This window comes from Bradyrhizobium sp. 26S5 (assembly GCF_036923295.1).
GTDB lineage: Bacteria > Pseudomonadota > Alphaproteobacteria > Rhizobiales > Xanthobacteraceae > Bradyrhizobium > Bradyrhizobium septentrionale.
The window spans coordinates 9,367,313-9,385,116 of the sequence record NZ_CP145948.1 but is presented as its reverse complement, the minus strand read 5'-3'; the positions used below and the strand labels follow the sequence as shown (position 1 = coordinate 9,385,116).

Sequence of the window (17,804 nt, the reverse complement as noted above, 5' to 3'; positions counted from 1 at the left end):
GCCGGCGTCGCTCTCTCACGCCTCGGCGCTGTGCTCGCAGACTTGCCTGCGGTATTCCGCCGGCGTCACGTTCATGTGCTGCCGGAACACGCGATTGAGGTGGCTTTGGTCGGCGAAGCCGGCCAGCAGCGCGATCTCCTTCAGCGCGACGCGGTCCTTGCGCAGATGCTGGCAGGCATGCTCCACCTTGCGCCGCAGGACATAGGCATGTGGCCGCGTGCCGTAATGCACGCGGAATTTGCGGGCGAACTGGATCGGCGTGCAATTGCAGATGTTCGCCAGCTCCTCCAGCGTGATGTTCCGGAAGATGTTCTGCTCGATATAGTCCTCGATCAGCCTTGCATGCGCCGGCCTGAAACGTCCCTGCGCGCACGGCATCTTGAATTCGATCGCCGCATATTTCCGCAGGATGTGCACGCTCGCCTGCAGCGCCAGCGCGTCATAGCACAGGCGTCCGCCCGGACCACCTGCGGCAACCTCCTGAACCATCTGGTCGTTGATCCAGGTCAGCATCGGATCTTCGGCCTTGAGCAAATCGTGCAGTTCGATCGTCTCGGCATCGCGGTCGAAGGCATCGCTCGCGGTCTTCATCATGAGGGCGGGAGCGATATAGAAATGCGTGACCTCGATGTCATTCTTCCAATGCCAGCTCGATGGCTCCGCGCGGGTCAGCAATGACGTGACGCCGCGACCGACGTGATCCTGCTTCCACGCGCCGGTGACGCGGCGGTTCATCGACGTCACGCCGTCGCGATAGAGCACGAGGAGGAAGTTGGCCGACGGCGGAACCCAGATGTCCGACGGCGCATAACGGAAAATCCGCAGCCGGAAATCGTTCCGCCCGACCGCCGCACTATCCAGCTTCAGCTCACCGGGAGCGTAGCGCGGCAGCTCCTCGACCGTGATCAACTGGCCCATCGCGCGAGCCTCCTCCTTGGAGTCTGTCCCTGGAATCCCTGGCGCAGTTGACCGCTGCTTCTTGGCCGGATGGCTTGGCGCAGAATAGGCCACTTTCGCCGGTTGCCAAGCCGACCAATGGCCGGTGGTTCGATTGAACGGCGGCGTTCAAGAGATTGTCGGTTTCATCCAAGCCGTCAGGTCGAACGGCCCGTAGCCTGCCCTTCGTTTCGGCACAGTGCGTGCGGCCGAGACCCAATTGGCGCAACGCACCATCATCCGGCGACAGGCGGGGTGGGAGCGTGTGTGAAGCAAAACACAGGAGGAAACGATGACCGAGGCCGTCACAAGGTCCAATGGAAGCAATGGTGCGCGTGCCACGACCAAGCTCGACGCCGTTGTCGTCGGCGCCGGCGTCGCCGGTCTCTATCAGCTGTTCCGCCTGCGGGAGCAGGGACTGAACGTCCGGGCGATCGATGCCGGATCAAGCGTCGGCGGCACCTGGTACTGGAACCGCTATCCCGGCGCGCGCTTCGATTCCGAAGGCCACACCTATCAGTACCTGTTTTCCGAGGATCTCTACAAAGGCTGGAGCTGGAGCGAGCGGTTCCCGGGGCAGCCGGAAATCGAGCGCTGGCTGAACTACGTCGCCGACCGCCTCGACCTCAAGAAGGACATCCAGTTCGGCACCACGGTCAAGAGCGCGCACTTCAACGAGGCGACGCAACGCTGGCTGGTGACGACCGACCAGGGCGATGTGATCGACACCCAGTTCCTGGTCACCTGCTGCGGCATGCTCTCGGCCCCGCACGTGTCCTTCCCGGGACAGGAGACATTCAAGGGCAAGCTGTTCCACACTGCGCGCTGGCCCAAGGGGCCGATCGAGCTCGCCGGCAAACGCGTCGGCGTGGTCGGCAACGGCGCGACCGGAATCCAGGTGATCCAGACGATCGCGGCAGAGTCCGGTCATCTCAAGGTGTTCATCCGAACGCCGCAATACAGCATCCCGATGAAGAACCCAAAATGGGATGCGTCGGATGCCGAAGCATACAAGTCGAAATTCAAGTTCCTTACCGAACGGCTGCCGAAGACGTTCACCGGATTCGAATTCGACTTCGAGCACGTCTGGGCCGACCTGACGCCGCAGCAGCGTCGCCAGGTGATCGAGGATTGCTGGAACGACGGATCCCTGAAATTGTGGGTGGCATCCTTCGCCGAACTGTTCTTCGACGAATCCATCAACGCCGAGATCACCGAATTCGTGCGCGAGAAGATGCGCGAGCGGATCAAGGATCCCAAGCTGTGCGAGTTGCTGATTCCGTCGGATTACGGCTTTGGCACGCACCGCGTGCCGCTGGAGAGCAATTTCCTCGAAGCCTTCCTCCGGCCCAATGTCGAGATCGTCAGCGTCAAGGACAATCCGATCGCGCGCATCACGCCTGAGGGCATCCAGACCGCCGACGGCACTGTTCACGAGCTCGACGTCATCATCCTGGCGACTGGGTTCGACGCCGGCACGGGTGCATTGACGCGCATCGACATCCGCGGTCGCGACGGCCGGTCGTTGAAGGAGGATTGGGGTCGGGACATCCGCACCACGATGGGGCTGCAGGTCCACGGCTATCCGAACCTGTTCACGACCGCGGTGCCGCTCGCGCCCTCGGCCGCGCTCTGCAACATGACCACCTGCCTGCAGCAGCAGGTCGAGTGGATCAACGATTGCATCAAGTATTTGCGCGGCAAGAACCTCAACGTCATCGAGCCGACCAGGGACACCGAGGATCAGTGGGTGGCGCATCACGACGAGACCGCCAACGCAACGCTGATCGCGAAGACCAACTCCTGGTACCTCGGCTCGAACGTCGAGGGCAAGCCGCGCCGGGTGCTGTCCTACTGCGGCGGCGTCGGCACCTACCGCCAGAAATGCGACGAGGTCGCCGCAAGCGGCTATCTCGGATTTGTCATGCAGTAGAGCCGCGATCGCGATCCGGCGCCGCGGTCGTTGCTGACCGGCGGCACCGCTCCTGATCGACCACATCAGACAAATATGGGAGGAAGACAATGAGCACGAATTTCAGTGCGGCAGCAGATGCGATTCTCGACGGCGTCGTGACATCCAGCCCGCGCGTTCCCGGCGTCGTTGCCATGGTGACCGACCGCCATCGCAACATCTATGAGGGCGCCGCCGGCAAGCGCCGCCTCGACCAGGCGGCGGACATGACGACCGACAGCGTGTTCGCGATCTTCTCGACCACCAAGGCGATCACGGGGACGGCCGTGCTGCAACTCGTCGAGGAGGGCAAGCTCGATCTTGACGCGCCGGCCAGGACCTACGCGCCCGACATCGGCAAGCTCCAGGTCGTCGAAGGTTTTGACGACAAGGGCGAGCCAAAGCTCCGTGCGCCGAAGCGCGACATCACCACCCGCATGCTGATGGTCCATAGCGCAGGCCTGAGCTACGACTTCATCAACCACACCTATAACCGGCTCGCGCAGGAGAAGGGGCAGCCCAGCGTCATCACCGCGTCGAAAGCGTCGCTGATGACCCCGCTGCTGTTCGATCCGGGTGAGCGATGGGAATACGGCACCAACATGGATTGGTGCGGCCAGATCGTCGAAGCGATCACCGGCCGCCGGCTCGGCGAGGTTTTCAGGACGCGGATCTTCGAGCCGCTTGGAATCCAGGATACGACGTTCGAGCTCACCGACGCGATGCGCCGCCGGCTCGCCGGCATTCACGCCCGCAATGCCGACGGTTCGCTCACGCCGATGGATTTCGAGCTGCCGGCCAATCCGGAAATCCACATGGGCGGCCACGGGCTTTACGGCACCATCGGCGACTACATGCGCTTCATCCGGGTGTGGCTGAATGACGGGGCAGGCGAACATGGCCGAGTCCTGAAGGCGGAGACCGTGCGGATGGCGGAAAAGAACCATCTCGGCAACAACAAGGTCACCGCCATTACCGGCGTGATCACCGCGCTCGCCAACGACGCCGAGTTCTTCCCCGGCCAATCGAAGTCCTGGGCGCTGAGCTTCATGATCAATGACGAGCAGGCCCCGACCGGCCGCCCCGCCGGCGCGCTCGGCTGGGCCGGTCTCGCCAACCTGTTCTACTGGATCGACCGGCAGAACGGCTTCGGCGGATTCTGGGCGACGCAGATCCTGCCGTTCGGCGACCCGACATCCTTCATCGGCTACATGAATTTCGAGACGGCGTTCTACGAAGCCCTGAAGATGCGCAAGGCGGGTTAGAGAAACCCGCAGCCTCTCACGCGCACGGCTGAGGACGTTTCAGCCGTTTGCGAGCAACTCCGTGATCAGCGACGCCGCCTTGATGCCGGTGCCGCTGATGATGACGACGGTGCGCTCCGCCGGACGGATCGCGCCGCGTTGCTTCAGGACGTCGAGCGCGGCGGCGGCCGAGGCCGAGGTCGGCTCGACGAACAGGTCGGTGTGCGCGAGCCGCTTCAAGGCGGCGACGATGCCGTCTTCGGGGATCGCGACGGTGCCGCCGCCGCTCTCCTTCAGCGCCGCGATCATCTGCTTGAGCCGCAGCGGATGCTTGATCGCGGTGCCCTCGGCGATGGTCTTGCGGACCGCGCGATCGACCGGCGTGTCGAGGCCGGCGGCAAAACTGGCATCGACCGGCGAGCAGTTCAGCGGCTGCGCGGCAAACAGGCGCGGCAGCCGCGCGATCTGTCCGGCCGCCAGCAGCTCCTTGAAGCCGATGTAGCAGCCGAGCAGGCTGCTGCCGGCGCCGACCGGCATGATGACGTTGTCGGGCGCGGTGAAGCCGAAATCCTCCCAGATCTCGTAGGCCAAGGACTTGGTGCCCTGCAGGAAGAACGGCTGCCAGTTGTGGCTGGAATAGAAAATCTGCTTCGACTGGCGGATCGCCTCGGCCTCGGATTCCTCGCGCGGTCCTTCCACAAGCTGCACCTCGGCGCCGAAGGCGTGCATCTGCGCGACCTTCATCGGCGATGTCGTGGCCGGCGCGAGAATTCGGACCCGCATGCCGCCGGCCGCGCCATAGGCCGAAACGGAGGCGCCGCCATTGCCGGAGGAGTCCTCCAGCACCGCATCGACGCCGAGCTGGCGCAGCAAGGAGAGCATCACCGTGGTGCCGCGATCCTTGAAGCTCGAGGTCGGATTGAACCATTCGAGCTTGAAGTGCGGCCGTAGCTCATCCCACGGCTTCTCGACGACAGGCGTGCAGCCTTCACCCATCGTGATCGGCTGCCTGATCTCGACCGGCAGCGCCGCGCGATAGCGCCACAGCGACCGCGTCCCGCGATCGATGTCGTCGCGGGAAATGCCCGGCAGCGGTGTGACCAGCAGTGGCTTGCCCTCGTCGGAGCACCAGCGCGGGACATCCAGCGGATAAAGCTTTCCGTTGAGCGGGTCGATGTAGCTGGGTGATGGCATCAATTCAGTCCTCAAGTCGCGGGCTGGCCGGACACGTCGCGACCGAGCACGAAAGCCGGCAGGGTCGCAAGCCTGTCATGAGCCATGATCGGGGCGGGCGCCCCGTCCGGCAGGTTCATTCGGGCCCGATTATGCCACCAGGTCGGCAAGTGCACACGTGCCGTGCCGAACAGATCATACGCCGATCCCGCGACAAACAGGCATCGGTTGGCCGGGACCGGCAGTTCGTCGAGCGCGAGCTGGTAGGGTTGTGGCTGCGGCTTGTAATAGCCGGCGCGCTCGGCCGTCACGAAGACAGCGAGAGGAACGCCGATGCGCTCGGCTGCGATGCGGCCGAGCCGCTCCGAGCAGTTGGTCACGACGCCGAGCGCGACGCCGGCCTCGTGCAGCGTCTGCAGCACCTCGCGAACCTCGGGCCAGGGATCGAGTTCCGCGTAGCGCGCGCCAAGCTCCTCGGCAAGTTCGAAGGGGAGCCCGACATTGCGCGCGGCCTCGCCCACCAGATCCTCATAGGGCCGATAGCGTCCGGTCGCATAGGTGTTCTTGAGGTACTCGGCCCGCCAGCGCAGCCCGGCTTCTTCGGATCCCGCGACCTTGTTCCAGAGCGTCCAGCTGTCAAGCAGTGCCGTCAGCAGATCGAACAGAACGGCGTCATAGGCTCGAATCATGGGCTGAGCTCCGTCTCCTACCATCCGCGAAACCGTTCCCATTGCCTGACGGCGTCGGAGCCGGCGGCAATGACGTGATAGCGGTCGTGCTGGGCGCCGGTCGCGCAGGCATGGTTCGGCAGGATCCGCACCCTGGTGCCGACCGGCAGCGTAACCTGCGGCGCGGTGCTGCCGGGGCGGACGGCGATGATGCCGTGCTCCTGATTGGTTTCGGTCACGATCAAATCGGGATAGGGCCGTCCATCGATGTCGCAGACGATGCCGTAGCCTTGGTCGATTGGCTGTTTCGCGGTGCCGCGATCGCGCGACAGTGCCATCCAGCCCGCGTCGATGAAGGTCCAGCGGCGATCGGCGCGATGGCCGATCACCGTCGCGAGCACCGACAGCGCAATATCCGCGACCGCGCAGACCCCGATTCCGGCCATCACCAGATCGAACATCACGAAGACGCCGGCGCGCACTTCGGTGACGCCATCGAGCCGGCGTGCGAAATGCGCTGTCGGTGTCGAGCCGACGCTGACCACGGGGCACGGCAGTCCGGCCGAACGCAGCACCTCGGCGCAGGCCACCGCGGCGGCGCGCTCCTCTTCGGCGGCTTGCTCGAGCGCCGCCACGCTGCGGCAGGAATAGGATTCGCCGGCGTGGGCCATGACGCCGCGCAGTTCGGCATCGCCTTGATGCAGTGCGCGGCCGATCTCGACCAGCAGCGGGTCGCTCGCGCCGACCCCGGCGCGGTGGCCGTCGCAGTCGATCTCGATCAGCACGGGAATACGGTCGTTGGTCATGCGCGCCATTGCGGTGACGGCGGCCGCCTGCTCCAGGCTGTCGAGCACCACGGACAGGTTCACGCCCTGCCGGCGCAGCGCGGCCACGCGATCGAGCTTCTGTGGCGCGACGCCGACGGCATAGAGGATGTCCTTCACGCCCGCCGCGGCAAACACCTCGGCCTCCTGCAGGGTCGAGACCGCGGCCGGGCCGCCTGGGCCGTCCATCACGGCACGCGCCGCCAGAATTGATTTCGCGGTCTTCAGATGCGGGCGCAGCGGCACCCCGAGCCGCGCCAGCCGCGTCTTCAGGCGCGCGATGTTGTGCAGCATCCGATCTTCGTCGAGGACCAGGCAGGGCGTCTCGATCCCGGCGAGGGGATGCGTTGTCGTCGAAACAGGAGCGGATGACATGCGGCGAGACTAGCCGTTTCCATGCTAAGCGCAATTTACCGAATGTCATTCCTATATTAAGTTTGGACTTAATGATCTCGACCGACGACATCCGCTTTTTCACAGCGATCGCCACGGCTCGGTCGCTGGCGGCTGCCGCGCGGGCGCTCGACGTGACAGCATCGGCGGTCTCGCAGCGGCTGCAGAGCCTCGAGCAGCGGCTGGGCGTTCAACTGGTCAGCCGTTCGGCCCGGCGGCTGACGCTGACCGATGAGGGCGAGCTTTTGGTGCTGCGCGGCGGCGCGCTGCTCGACGAGGCGACCGAGTTGACCGAAGCGCTGCAGGCGCGTCGCGGAACCATCTCGGGCCATCTGAAGATCCTCGCGCCGCTCGGCTTCGGGCGGCGTTACATCGCTCCGGTCGTTGCTGCCTTCCGGTCCCGCCACCCCGACGTATCGGTCGAGCTCGAACTGTCCGATCGGCCGGCGCGTGCCGCTGCCGGTGCGTGGGACGTCATGATCCACATCGGCGCCTTGACGGATTCCACGCTTCGCTTGCTGCGTCTCGCGCCGAACGAGCGCTATCTCTGCGCCTCGCCGGCCTATCTGAAGCGCCGTGGAACGCCGGCGAGCCCGCAGGATCTGCGTGGGCATGATTGCATCGCGCTGCGCGAGAACGAGGAGGACGTGACGCTCTGGCGGTTCTCGCGCCGGCGCGCCGCGGCGGCGCCTGATGTCATCAGGATCGAGCCGATGCTGTCGAGCAATGACGGTGAGGTGGTGAAGGCCTGGGCGCTGGCCGATCACGGCCTGATCGTCAGGTCGGAATGGGATGTCGCCGAGGACCTCGCCTGCGGCCGGCTGGTGCGTGTCCTGCCGAACCACCGTCTGCCGCCGGCCGACATCGTTGCGCTGCTCAACCCCGGCCGCAGTGGCCGGGCCCGGCGCACGCAGGCCTTCGTGGAGCACCTGCGCGCCGGCCTCTCGCCGCCGCCGTGGCGCGGCAGGCAGCGATGACTGCGATCGCCTACGCCGCGCCGGCCTGCTTGTTCAGATAGCCTTTTGCAAAGTCGAGATACCAGTCGAGGCAGCCGGGATTGGCCATCGCATCGCGGTTGATGACCTTCTCGACGGGATGGCCGAGCAACAGCTTCTTGACCGGCAGTTCCTGCTTCTTGCCGGACAGCGTGCGCGGAATTTCCGCGACGACGAAGATGTCGTTGGGCAGGAAGCGGCGCGACAGCCCGGCCTCGACCGCCTTGTTGATCTTCGCCTTCATCGCGGCATCGAGGGCAACGCCCTCGCGCAGCACCACGAACAGCGGCATGTAGCTGTCACGTCCGAGATATTCGAGGTCGACGACCATCGAATCCAGCACCTCGGGCAGCGCCTCAATCGCCGAATAGAGCTCGCTGGTGCCCATCCGCAAGCCGTGGCGATTGATGGTGGCGTCGCTGCGGCCGTAGATCACGCAGGAGCCGTCGGGGTTGATCTTGAGCCAGTCGCCATGCCGCCACACCGGGCCGCGGCCGGAGCCGTCGAAATTGTCGGGGTAGGTCTCGAAATAGCTCGCCAGATAGCGCGCGTCGCCGGGATCGTTCCAGAACCGCAGCGGCATCGAGGGCAGCGGCTCGGTGCAGACGAGCTCGCCGACCTCGTCGATCACGGCGCGGCCCTGCTCGTCGAAGGCCTCCACCGCGCAGCCGAGCAGGCGGCATTGCATGATGCCCGGCGTCTGCGGCAGTTCGCGATTGCCGCCGATGAAGGCGCCGGCGAAATCGGTGCCGCCGGAAATATTGGCCCACCACATATCGGCCTGCGCGGCGTTGCCGTTGCGCTTCGAAAGCGCGGCGAAGCGCTGGTTGAACCAGGCTTGCGTATCGGCGCTGAGCGGTGAGCCGGTCGAGCCGAGCGTACGCAGGCCAGAGAGGTCGCCGACAGCGGCGAGATCAATCTCTGCCTTGGTGCAATTGGCGAAGAATGCCGCGCCCGCGCCGAAGAAGGTCGCCTTGGCATCGGCGACGAAGCGCCATAGCGTGGTCCAGTCCGGCTTGTCCTTGCTGCCGCCGGGACTGCCGTCGAAGATGCAGCAGGTCGTGCCGTTGAGCAGGCCATTGGCCTGGCAATTCCACATGATCCAGCCGGTCGACGAGTACCAATGAAAGCGTTCGCCGAACGAGTTCGGCTGATAGCTGCAGCCGATGTCGTTGTGCAGCGTCGAGAGCGGCAGCGCCACCACGATGATGCCGCCATGGCTGTGCAGGATCGGCTTCGGCAATCCCGTGGTGCCTGAGGAATAGACGATCCAGAGCGGGTGATCGAACGGCAGCCATTCCGGCTCGAAGGCGTCGATCTCCGCACTCTCGCCCGCGAGGATGGACGACAGCCGCGTCTCGGCGGGCGCGGCGTCGCTGTGCAGGATGACGTGCTGCACCGTCGGCAGCGCGCGCCGCAGCTCCTCGATCACGCCTTGCCGGTCATGGCGCCGGCCGGCATAGGTCACGGCGTCGCAGGCGATCAGTACCTTCGGCTCGATCTGCTTGAAGCGGTCGATCACCGCGGGCGCCGCCATGTCGGGCGCGCAGACGCTCCAGATCGCACCCAGGTTCGCGGTCGCGAGAAACGCGATGATGGTCTCGGGGATGTTCGGCAGATAGGCGGCGACGCGATCGCCCCGGCGTACGCCGTTGGCCTTCAGATGCAGCGCCAGCGCCGCCGATTTGCGCCGCAGTTCGGGCCAGCTCGTTTCCGAAAGCCTGCCGTCCTCGCCGCTCGCGATCAGCGCCGGCAGGCCTGCCGCGTGCGCCGGCGCGACATGACGGAAGACCTGGTGCGCATAGTTCACCGAAGCGCCGGGAAACCACACCGCGCCCGGCATCTTGCGCTCGGCCAGCACCGCCGAATGCGGCGTCGGCGAGCGCAGATCGAAATAATCCCAGACGCTCTGCCAGAAGGCGTCGATATCGGTGACCGACCACCGCCGCATCGCCTCGAAGTCAGCAAACGCGAGGCCGCGCGTCTGCTTCAGCCATTGGCGGTAAAGGGCCATTTGCGGGACGTAAGGTGCAGTCATGGGCGGTTTCCGGATTTTCTTGTCGTGGCGTGCGCGCAGATCGCGTGCGGGCGCTGTCTTAACATGGTGACGCAGGCACGGGGAACGCAGTCGAGCCACGGCTTGCGTCATATTCTTACCGCCGCCGCAGCGTGCTATGCCGTCGGGCGCAAGGTTGATTCCGTGCGCATCCGATAGAGAGCTGCGATGTCCATCGGCGAACTCTTCATCCTAGGCTTCTACGGCAAGGTCGTCCCGCCCTGGCTGAGCGAATTTGCCGCGCAATTCGGGCTCGGCGGGGTGATCCTGTTCGATTATTCCTGCCAGACCCGGCAATACGACAACAACGTCGCGTCGCCCGCACAGGTGCAGTCGCTCTGCGCCGAGATCGCGGCGCTGCCGTCGCGGCCGCTGGTCTTCATCGACCAGGAGGGCGGTCTGGTGCGCCGGCTCAAGGATGGCCTTGGCTTTCAGCCGCTGCCGAGCGCGAAGGACTTCAATCTGCTCGCCACCCCCGAGAAGCAGGCCATCCTGCGAGCAAGCTATCGCGAGCTGCGCCGGCTCGGCATCCGCTACAATTTCGCGCCTGTCATCGACGTCGACTATAACCCTGACAATCCCAATATCGGCAGGGTCAAGCGGTCCTATTCGGCCGATATCGGCGAGGTCGAGGCCAATGCCCGTCTGGTCGACGCCGCGGCGCGCCAGGCAGGCGTCGGGCTTTGCCTCAAGCATTTTCCGGGCATCGGCGGCGCGCACGTCGATTCACATCTGGAGTTCATGGACATTTCCGATGCGTTGCGGCCGGAGCAGGAGGAGTTGTTCTATGCACTGGCGCCGCACACCTTCGGCGATGCGGTGCTGGTCAGCCACGCCATTGTCCGCCAGTGGGACGCGCAGCATCCGATGACGTTGTCATCGAAAGGGAGCGGCCGGCTCCGCGGCCGCTTGCCGAAGACGCTGCTGATCACCGACGACATGCAGATGCAGGGGCTGCAGAAGGCGCTGGGCACCGGCGCGGCCAGCCTGCAGGCGATCGCCGCCGGCATGGATATGATCTGCATCGGCAACAATCTGTTCGACCAGGAGCAGGAGATGGCCGGCATCGCCGCGGCGGTCGCGCGTGCGGTGCAGGACGGGGCGCTGGATCAAGCCGCGGTGCAGCGATCCATTGCGCGCGTGCAAAAGCGCAAGGCATTGCTCTCCTGATGGCGTTGAACCAAATTTTGCGCCGAGCGACCACAAGGGGCGGAACCAAATTTCATGACCGCGATTTAACACTGACGCTCATCGGGGCTAACAACCATGAAGATGCTCAAGCGTCTCTTCCGATTGACCTGGCTGCGCCGCGCCGCCCGCAACCCCGCCGATCTTCCGCCTGCCTCTATCGATCCAGACGAATTCACCCGCCTGCTTTGCAGCGGGCGCAGCGAAGATCTGCGGATCCTGGCAAAGCGGCTGAGCCAACGCTCGCGGGCCCACGCGTAGATAGCGGGACAAATCCAGTCGTGGGCCGATTTTCAGCAGAACCGGCAAGCCCGGCGCGCGGCCGCGGCTCCAACGCCTGATGCGATCAGCTACTGCTTTGCCTTTTCGTGATTGCCGATCCCGATCGCCTTGTAGTCATAGGTCGGGTAGAACTCGGTGTGATAGGCGCCCCACGCGCTGTTCTCGATGATGCGGTTGATCTCGCGCAACCGCGATGCCGGCAGCCGCAGCGTCACCACCTGGCCGACACCCATCATCACGTACCAGCTGACGACCTCGACACCTTCGGGCGGAAACGCCTTGTAGAAGCCCTGCCGCTCCAGCTGCGCATTCAGCTCGCTGAGCGGCCGCGACTGATCATGCTTGAAGAAGATCGTGAGCATTACGGCGTTGTCCGCCGTCGGCGCTGCATCGCTGGTCGGCGGGGTCTGGGCCCGCGCGGCGGCGCCGACCAGCAGTGCTACGGCCAGCGCCGCCATTGTCATCCAGGATCCGTTCCGCCCTCGCTGCATTGCCGCGCCCTTGTTGTTGTTTGAGAGGCGACGATCATCGCGGCGCCTGCCGGGGCTGTAAATTGACATTCGCCTGACCGGTCGCGTCGGGCCGATGTGAACTGCCTCACACGCGTACGCGCCGACGTGCTGTATGCCGATGCCATTCCAATGCCCAGAGGGATGATCGATGTCGACCCAGCGGATGGCGTATTGGTGGTTCAGGTTCGTTCTTTCGGGACGATTCCTGCGGAAGTTCCTTCGGTCCCGGCGCCCCTGAGGGCCGAGCCAGCGGCGCTGGTGTAGCCCAGTGCAACCCAAAGCGGGGGTTGAGAGGCGAGCGGCTGAACCGCCGAAGGTAGACGCCTGACCGTGAAGCGGCCGGGACGAAGCCGGCCCGGTATTCCCGTAAGAATACTGTCATTCGACTCGAATATGCGACTTTCGTTGCCAAATCAGCGGTAATCTGCGCCTGCTTGGCGGGTCGGGGCCCGAGGTCACAGTTGCGTCACCCGTAGTTTTACGGAGTCCCGCGTTAACGCGGCCACAAGTTCACCTTTGGTAAACCATACTTATGACGCAACATGACAATCGGGCCGAGGCGCGCCTTCCGACCTGGGTGGGTGGAACCGCAACGCTCGAAACGCCGCCGCTTGAGCTTCCGGAGGCCGCCGCCCCGCGGGCGCAGGTAACCACGGACGCCGGCGCCGCGATCGTCCGCCAGTTCAACGGACCCGTGACGGCGCTGCTGCTCTATATGAATGAGCTCAAGCAGCACAGCCATCAGTTCGCGCACGCCCCCGGCAACGGCGTCTATCTGCGCCAGGTGATCGAGAACGCGCTCGAGCAGACCGAGCGGGTGTCCGCGATGCTGAAGCAGATTTCCGATCTCTATCCGAGCGCCATTCCGGCCGCCGATCTCAAGCCGCCGGGGGACGACAAGCCGGCGGGTTCAAGGTCGCCCGAAATCATGTTCGCGCCGGAGGCCGGCCGCAAGCCGTTGACCAAGCGCGAGCGTGAGGTGCTCAGCCTGATCAGCGACGGCTACTCCAACAAGCAGGGCGCGCTGCGAATGAACATCAGCCCGCGCACGTTCGAGAGCCATCGCGCCGAGGCCATGCGCAAACTCGGTGCGCGCAACACCGCCGATCTCGTCCGCAAGGCTCTGCTGCACTCCGCCTGAGCGGGGGGCAGCTCTCAGAAATCCTCTTCCGCGGCAAAGCACAGACGCGGCGCGGGCCGCGCTGCCGGGGCAGCGGCCTTCGGTTCGTCCGGAACGATCGTGACCACCCAGGCTGCCGTCGTGCCGGACCTGCTTTCGACAATCGCGCGCACGCGTCCCGTCACGGTCGCGCCGGCGGACCGGACCGTGGCGGGCCGGCCGTTGAACTGGGCCATGCGGAAGCGGCGGGCCTCCTTGCGATCGGTCGTCTGGTACGTGAACATCAGCTCCCCCGTGCGTCCACGCAATTCTGGGGATTCAGCGTTATCCGACGGTGAAAATCGTAAACCGTAGAAGTACGGCTTGGCGCTCTGGAGCGTTTTCGAGCGAAGTGGGTACCGGTTCGCGTAGAGAAAACGCGTCAAAACAAGAATCTAGAGCCCCGTTCCGATTCCATCGGAACGGAAAGGCTCTAGCTGCCGGTCTCCTGGCAACTCAGCAGTCGCGCATACTGCGCCTTGACCGTGGCGTAGCATTCGCACGCGGTCCTGATCAGTCCATCCGCATTGGTGATCTCGATGTGACCACGGCTGTAGTGGATGAAGTTCGCCTGTTGCAGGGTGTGCGCGACCAGCGAAACGCTGTTGCGGCGCGCGCCGATCATCTGCGCCATCGCCTCCTGGGTCAGGATGATCTTGTTGCTGCCGGAGAGATCGCGCATCTGCAGCAGGCATCGTGCCAGCCGCGACTCCACGGTGTGGGCGGCGTTGCAGCCGGCCGTCTGCTGGATCTGGGCATAGACGGCGAGCCCATGCCGGATCAACATCGCGCGAAGCGTCGGGCTCTGGCCGGCAGCTGCCCGCAACGGCTCGAGCTCGATCGTCGATGCGACGCCCGGCACCAGCACCATCGCGTTGTTCAACGTCTGTCCTTCGACGAGCGGGGCGAAAGCGCCATAGATGCTGTCGCGACCGACCATCGCGACCTGGACGCGCTCGCCTCTTGCCAGCTTGACCACCAGCGAGATCACGCCCTTGTGCGGCATGTATGTCCGCTTGAGCATCTCGTCGGTCTCGATCAGGACCGAATCGGCGGTGAGGTCGACCGTCCGCAGATGCGGCCGGATCAGCTCAAAATCGCTCTCCGAGAGCGACGACAGGAATCCGTTGGGCGATCGCGGAACCGTATCCAAAGCAACCTCCTGCCTTCTGGCAAGCTTTGTCTCTGGGCACCAGGGCTGACGCGTGCAGCTGGACGTTCTTGCAACCTATTCTGGCGCGTGTTGGTTCCAATGGGAACACGTCTTGGTTCCAATAGGAATAGACCTATCGCCGCATGATGCGGTTTGCGTGCTCCGGCCGGCCGGCGCCAGTCAATCTTCCGGCCCAATCAATTGTTCGGCGTGCGCCTTGACGGTCGCATAACATTCACACGCCGCCTTCCGCAGGCCGTCGATGTCGGTGATTTCGATATGACCGCGGCTGTAGCGGAGGATGCCGGCCTGCTGAAACCCGTGCGCGACGATCGAAACCGCGTTGCGGCGGACACCGATCATCTGCGCCAGCATCTCCTGGGTCAGCGGCAATGCTTCGCTGCCGCACAGATCGCGCGCCCGCAGCAGCCATCGTGACAGCCGTGCCTCCACCGGATGCGAAACGTTGCAGGCGACGGATTGCTGCGTCTGCGCCATCAGCGCCTGCTCATAGAGCGCGACCAGGGTCCGGAAATCCGCGCTGCGATTTGCTGCCTCGCGGAACTCCTCCGCCCGCAGCATCGAAGCCGTACCCGGCACCACGACGATCGCGTCGGCAAGCGGCGGCCGCTCGTGCAGCGCGGCTGACGCACCAACGATGCCGTCGCGACCAACGGTTGCAATCTCGACTGATTGCCCGTCGGACAGATTGACCATCATCGAGACCACGCCGCTGTGCGGAAAGTAGACCCGCTGCACCGGTGCGCCGGCATCGGCGAGCACCGTTTCCTTGGTCAGGTCGACGGTTTCCAGAAGCGGATGGAGCTGCGCGTACTCCGTGGAGGGAAGTGCTTGCAACAGACGATTGGGCGGGCGCGATAGCGCGGACATTGGAGCTCCTGCCGAGGGCGGGAGCACTACGGTCTCGCATCACCTACTCTTGGCGTGTGGAATGAACGCGAACATAGCTTGCCTGTCCAATTGCACAAGGGTTGTGGTGCGAACTCTATACCCTCTAGGGGGCAGACGGTCCGCGCCGCATCGGCCTGCGCGGCCATCGGGATCGATTCGAGCGACAAGCATTGCGCGACCAAAGGTTGCGGCTTTGGCGCGCATTTATTGATTTCCATTAACTCTGATCAGTGCAGACCGCGCGTCGATGTAGCCGTGATTCCGGCTGTCAGGTCGGCAGCGCCAGGATGCGGCAAGTCCTGCAAATGCGGGACGAATTCGCCGCCGCGACAACCGCGCGTTGCCGGCCTTGCGCGGCCGCGCCGAACGGCTGCGCCGCGTGGCCCGTAAACCACCGGCGATGCCATTCTGGGTATTTGTACGGACCAGCCCTTTAACGAACGGGTAGCGCGGACAGACCAGTGTGGCACGGGTCGCCGTGTGAAACTTGCGGCGTCGCGTCAATCGTGTTCATCCAGAAGGGTATCAGTATGTCCGGCATCGTTCTTTCGGCATCGGTCCGTCAAAATCTGCTTTCGCTGCAGTCCACGGCCGACCTGCTCGCCACCACGCAGAACCGCTTGTCCACCGGCAAGAAGGTCAACACTGCGCTCGACAATCCGACCAACTTCTTCACGGCGCAGTCGCTCGACAACCGCGCCAGCGACATCAACAATCTGCTGGACGGCATCGGCAACGGCGTGCAGGTGCTGCAGGCCGCCAACACCGGCATCACCTCGCTGCAGAAGCTCGTCGACAGCGCCAAGTCGGTCGCCAACCAGGCCCTGCAGGCTGCAGTCGGCTATTCTCAGAAATCGCAGGTGACGACCGCAGTTGTCACCGGCGCGACCACCGACGATATCCGCGGCACCGCCACCTACAGCAATACGGTGCTCGCTGGTTCGGTCGTCAACAACAATCTCACGACGCCCGCTGCGATCACGGCCGCCACCAAGCTCGTCAGCGCGACCAACGCTGATACCCTGGCGACGACCCCGTCTGGCACGATCAGCGTCAACGGCAAGACGATCACGTTCTCGACCGCGCAGACCACTTCGACGACCGATTCGGCCGGCAACGTGACCCTCGGCACCGGCGCGGGCAGCACGCTGACGGTCGGCGACCTGCTCACGGCGATCGACGGCATCACCGGCGCAACCACCGCCTCCACCGTGTCGGCTGGCGCGCTCCAGATCAGCACCGGCATCAACCAGGATCTCAACCTCTCCGGCTCGGCGCTGGCCGCTTTCGGCCTTACGACCGGAACCACGGCACGCACCGTGGCAACGCCTTCACCGCTGGATGGTCTGACGCTGACGATCGGCGCGACCGGCAACGGCACAGCCACCAACATCACCTTCGGCAGCGGCACGGGCAAGGTGAAGTCGCTCAACGACCTGAACGCCGCACTGTCGGCCAACAACCTGCAGGCGTCGCTCAGCGCGACCGGTGCACTCACCATCAGCACCACCAACGATGCTGCATCCGCGACCATCGGTACGATCGGTGGCACCGCAGCCGCTTCCGGCAAGCTGTTCAACGGCCTGGCGGGCAGCGCCCCGGTACAGGATCCGAACGGGCTGGCGAACCGCTCCAACCTGGTTAACCAGTACAACAACATCCTGGATCAGATCACCACGACGGCCCAGGACGCGTCGTACAACGGCATCAACCTGCTCAATGGCGATCAGCTCAAGCTGACCTTCAACGAGACGGGCTCCTCGACCTTGAAGATCCAGGGCGTGACCTTCGATGCCTCCGGCCTCAACCTCACCAAGCTGGTGGCCGGCACGGACTTCATCGACAACGCCTCGGCCAACGCGACGCTGAAGACGCTCAACTCGGCGAGCGGTCTGCTGCGGACTCAGGCGTCGACCCTCGGTTCGAACCTGTCGATCGTGCAGATCCGCCAGGACTTCTCGAAGAACCTGATCAACGTGTTGCAGACCGGCTCGTCCAACCTGACGCTGGCCGACACCAACGAGGAAGCGGCCAACAGCCAGGCGCTGTCGACCCGCCAGTCGATCGCGGTGTCCGCGCTGGCTCTGGCCAACCAGTCGCAGCAGAGCGTTCTGCAGCTGCTCCGCTAAGCGTAGCCGCGACAGACATCGAATAGCGAGGCGGCGGAGGAAACTCCGCCGCCTTTGCTTTTGCGTGCGTTGATCACCCCGCCGGCTTCAACCAATGGGCGATCGCGCCCTGATGCAGGCCGACGTCATGACCGCGAATGTTTCGCAGGGCTTAACGGTCCTTCGCGCTCATTTGGTTCAAATTGCGATGACCGTTGGAACGGCCTCTTTCCCGTCCGGGTGGTAAGGG

The 17,804-nt window shown here is 64.7% G+C and carries 16 protein-coding genes; 7 read left to right on the top strand and 9 right to left on the bottom strand.

The window, feature by feature from the left end; genetic code table 11:
* Positions 1-15: 15 nt before the first annotated feature.
* A complete protein-coding gene (locus tag V5279_RS44190) occupies positions 16-918 on the bottom strand; it encodes a helix-turn-helix transcriptional regulator (protein ID WP_166300817.1) in 903 nt (300 codons plus the stop codon).
* 310 nt (positions 919-1,228) lie between these two features.
* Between V5279_RS44190 and V5279_RS44185 the strand changes: the two genes are divergently transcribed.
* Both V5279_RS44185 and V5279_RS44180 read left to right on the top strand, forming a co-directional pair.
* The gene (locus tag V5279_RS44185) at positions 1,229-2,869 is read left to right on the top strand and encodes an NAD(P)/FAD-dependent oxidoreductase (RefSeq protein ID WP_338693503.1); all 1,641 of its coding nucleotides are present in this window, start codon (positions 1,229-1,231) and stop codon (positions 2,867-2,869) included.
* 89 nt (positions 2,870-2,958) lie between these two features.
* Positions 2,959-4,152 carry a serine hydrolase domain-containing protein gene (locus V5279_RS44180; RefSeq protein ID WP_338693501.1) on the top strand — a complete coding sequence of 398 codons (1,194 nt, stop codon included), beginning with the start codon at positions 2,959-2,961 and terminating at the stop codon, positions 4,150-4,152.
* 39 nt (positions 4,153-4,191) lie between these two features.
* Here V5279_RS44180 and V5279_RS44175 read toward each other — a convergent pair whose 3' ends face one another.
* The 3 genes from V5279_RS44175 to V5279_RS44165 are packed head-to-tail and all read right to left on the bottom strand — an operon-like array spanning position 4,192 to position 7,171.
* Entirely contained in the window at positions 4,192-5,325 is a 1,134-nt protein-coding gene (locus V5279_RS44175) for a threonine synthase (protein ID WP_338693498.1), read from the bottom strand.
* An 11-nt stretch (positions 5,326-5,336) separates the two neighbouring features.
* Complete coding sequence (locus V5279_RS44170) at positions 5,337-5,993, bottom strand: HAD-IA family hydrolase (protein WP_338693496.1); 657 nt, start codon at positions 5,991-5,993, stop codon at positions 5,337-5,339.
* A gap of 17 nt (positions 5,994-6,010) precedes the next feature.
* On the bottom strand, positions 6,011-7,171 hold the full coding sequence (locus V5279_RS44165) for a DSD1 family PLP-dependent enzyme (RefSeq protein WP_414645881.1): 1,161 nt from the start codon (positions 7,169-7,171) through the stop codon (positions 6,011-6,013).
* Between V5279_RS44165 and V5279_RS44160 the strand changes: the two genes are divergently transcribed.
* Positions 7,144-8,166, top strand: coding sequence for a LysR substrate-binding domain-containing protein (locus V5279_RS44160; RefSeq protein WP_338693492.1), 1,023 nt, complete (start codon positions 7,144-7,146; stop codon positions 8,164-8,166). The genes V5279_RS44165 and V5279_RS44160 overlap by 28 nt on opposite strands.
* Positions 8,167-8,176: 10 nt before the next feature.
* On the opposite strand, the gene V5279_RS44155 is transcribed toward V5279_RS44160, so the two are convergent.
* The gene (locus tag V5279_RS44155; protein ID WP_338693490.1) at positions 8,177-10,222 is read right to left on the bottom strand and encodes an acetoacetate--CoA ligase; all 2,046 of its coding nucleotides are present in this window, start codon (positions 10,220-10,222) and stop codon (positions 8,177-8,179) included.
* Between the two features lie 186 nt (positions 10,223-10,408).
* Here V5279_RS44155 and V5279_RS44150 point away from each other — a divergent pair, with 186 nt between their 5' ends.
* Together V5279_RS44150 and V5279_RS44145 are read left to right on the top strand one after the other, a co-directional pair.
* Complete coding sequence (locus V5279_RS44150) at positions 10,409-11,410, top strand: glycoside hydrolase family 3 N-terminal domain-containing protein (RefSeq protein WP_338693488.1); 1,002 nt, start codon at positions 10,409-10,411, stop codon at positions 11,408-11,410.
* Positions 11,411-11,506: 96 nt separating this feature from the next.
* Positions 11,507-11,689 carry a hypothetical protein gene (locus tag V5279_RS44145; RefSeq protein ID WP_166300840.1) on the top strand — a complete coding sequence of 61 codons (183 nt, stop codon included), beginning with the start codon at positions 11,507-11,509 and terminating at the stop codon, positions 11,687-11,689.
* An 89-nt stretch (positions 11,690-11,778) separates the two neighbouring features.
* Here the strand turns inward: V5279_RS44145 and V5279_RS44140 are convergent, their stop codons facing one another.
* A complete protein-coding gene (locus tag V5279_RS44140; RefSeq protein WP_338693486.1) occupies positions 11,779-12,174 on the bottom strand; it encodes a hypothetical protein in 396 nt (131 codons plus the stop codon).
* Between the two features lie 580 nt (positions 12,175-12,754).
* Between V5279_RS44140 and V5279_RS44135 the strand changes: the two genes are divergently transcribed.
* Positions 12,755-13,363, top strand: a complete 609-nt coding sequence (locus tag V5279_RS44135; protein WP_166300842.1) for a helix-turn-helix domain-containing protein — start codon at positions 12,755-12,757, stop codon at positions 13,361-13,363.
* Positions 13,364-13,377: 14 nt separating this feature from the next.
* Here V5279_RS44135 and V5279_RS44130 read toward each other — a convergent pair whose 3' ends face one another.
* From V5279_RS44130 to V5279_RS44120, 3 genes are all read right to left on the bottom strand, one after another.
* Entirely contained in the window at positions 13,378-13,767 is a 390-nt protein-coding gene (locus V5279_RS44130) for a hypothetical protein (protein WP_338693483.1), read from the bottom strand.
* 47 nt (positions 13,768-13,814) lie between these two features.
* Entirely contained in the window at positions 13,815-14,534 is a 720-nt protein-coding gene (locus V5279_RS44125; RefSeq protein WP_338693481.1) for a Crp/Fnr family transcriptional regulator, read from the bottom strand.
* Positions 14,535-14,714: 180 nt separating this feature from the next.
* Positions 14,715-15,425, bottom strand: coding sequence for a Crp/Fnr family transcriptional regulator (locus tag V5279_RS44120; protein WP_224741266.1), 711 nt, complete (start codon positions 15,423-15,425; stop codon positions 14,715-14,717).
* 551 nt (positions 15,426-15,976) lie between these two features.
* On the opposite strand from V5279_RS44120, the gene V5279_RS44115 reads away from it, so the two are divergent.
* Positions 15,977-17,575 carry a flagellin gene (locus V5279_RS44115; RefSeq protein WP_166300851.1) on the top strand — a complete coding sequence of 533 codons (1,599 nt, stop codon included), beginning with the start codon at positions 15,977-15,979 and terminating at the stop codon, positions 17,573-17,575.
* The last annotated feature ends 229 nt before the right edge of the window (positions 17,576-17,804 follow it).

Excerpts from the sequence above, each read along its gene's own strand:
- V5279_RS44190 (WP_166300817.1), bottom strand. The coding sequence starts at position 918 with ATGGGCCAGTTGATCACGGTCGAGGAGCTGCCGCGCTACGCTCCCGGT.
- V5279_RS44185 (WP_338693503.1), top strand. The coding sequence starts at position 1,229 with ATGACCGAGGCCGTCACAAGGTCCAATGGAAGCAATGGTGCGCGTGCC.
- V5279_RS44180 (WP_338693501.1), top strand. The coding sequence starts at position 2,959 with ATGAGCACGAATTTCAGTGCGGCAGCAGATGCGATTCTCGACGGCGTC.
- V5279_RS44175 (WP_338693498.1), bottom strand. The coding sequence starts at position 5,325 with ATGCCATCACCCAGCTACATCGACCCGCTCAACGGAAAGCTTTATCCG.
- V5279_RS44170 (WP_338693496.1), bottom strand. The coding sequence starts at position 5,993 with ATGATTCGAGCCTATGACGCCGTTCTGTTCGATCTGCTGACGGCACTG.
- V5279_RS44165 (WP_414645881.1), bottom strand. The coding sequence starts at position 7,171 with ATGTCATCCGCTCCTGTTTCGACGACAACGCATCCCCTCGCCGGGATC.
- V5279_RS44155 (WP_338693490.1), bottom strand. The coding sequence starts at position 10,222 with ATGACTGCACCTTACGTCCCGCAAATGGCCCTTTACCGCCAATGGCTG.
- V5279_RS44150 (WP_338693488.1), top strand. The coding sequence starts at position 10,409 with ATGTCCATCGGCGAACTCTTCATCCTAGGCTTCTACGGCAAGGTCGTC.
- V5279_RS44145 (WP_166300840.1), top strand. The coding sequence starts at position 11,507 with ATGAAGATGCTCAAGCGTCTCTTCCGATTGACCTGGCTGCGCCGCGCC.
- V5279_RS44140 (WP_338693486.1), bottom strand. The coding sequence starts at position 12,174 with ATGACAATGGCGGCGCTGGCCGTAGCACTGCTGGTCGGCGCCGCCGCG.
- V5279_RS44135 (WP_166300842.1), top strand. The coding sequence starts at position 12,755 with ATGACGCAACATGACAATCGGGCCGAGGCGCGCCTTCCGACCTGGGTG.
- V5279_RS44120 (WP_224741266.1), bottom strand. The coding sequence starts at position 15,425 with ATGTCCGCGCTATCGCGCCCGCCCAATCGTCTGTTGCAAGCACTTCCC.
- V5279_RS44115 (WP_166300851.1), top strand. The coding sequence starts at position 15,977 with ATGTCCGGCATCGTTCTTTCGGCATCGGTCCGTCAAAATCTGCTTTCG.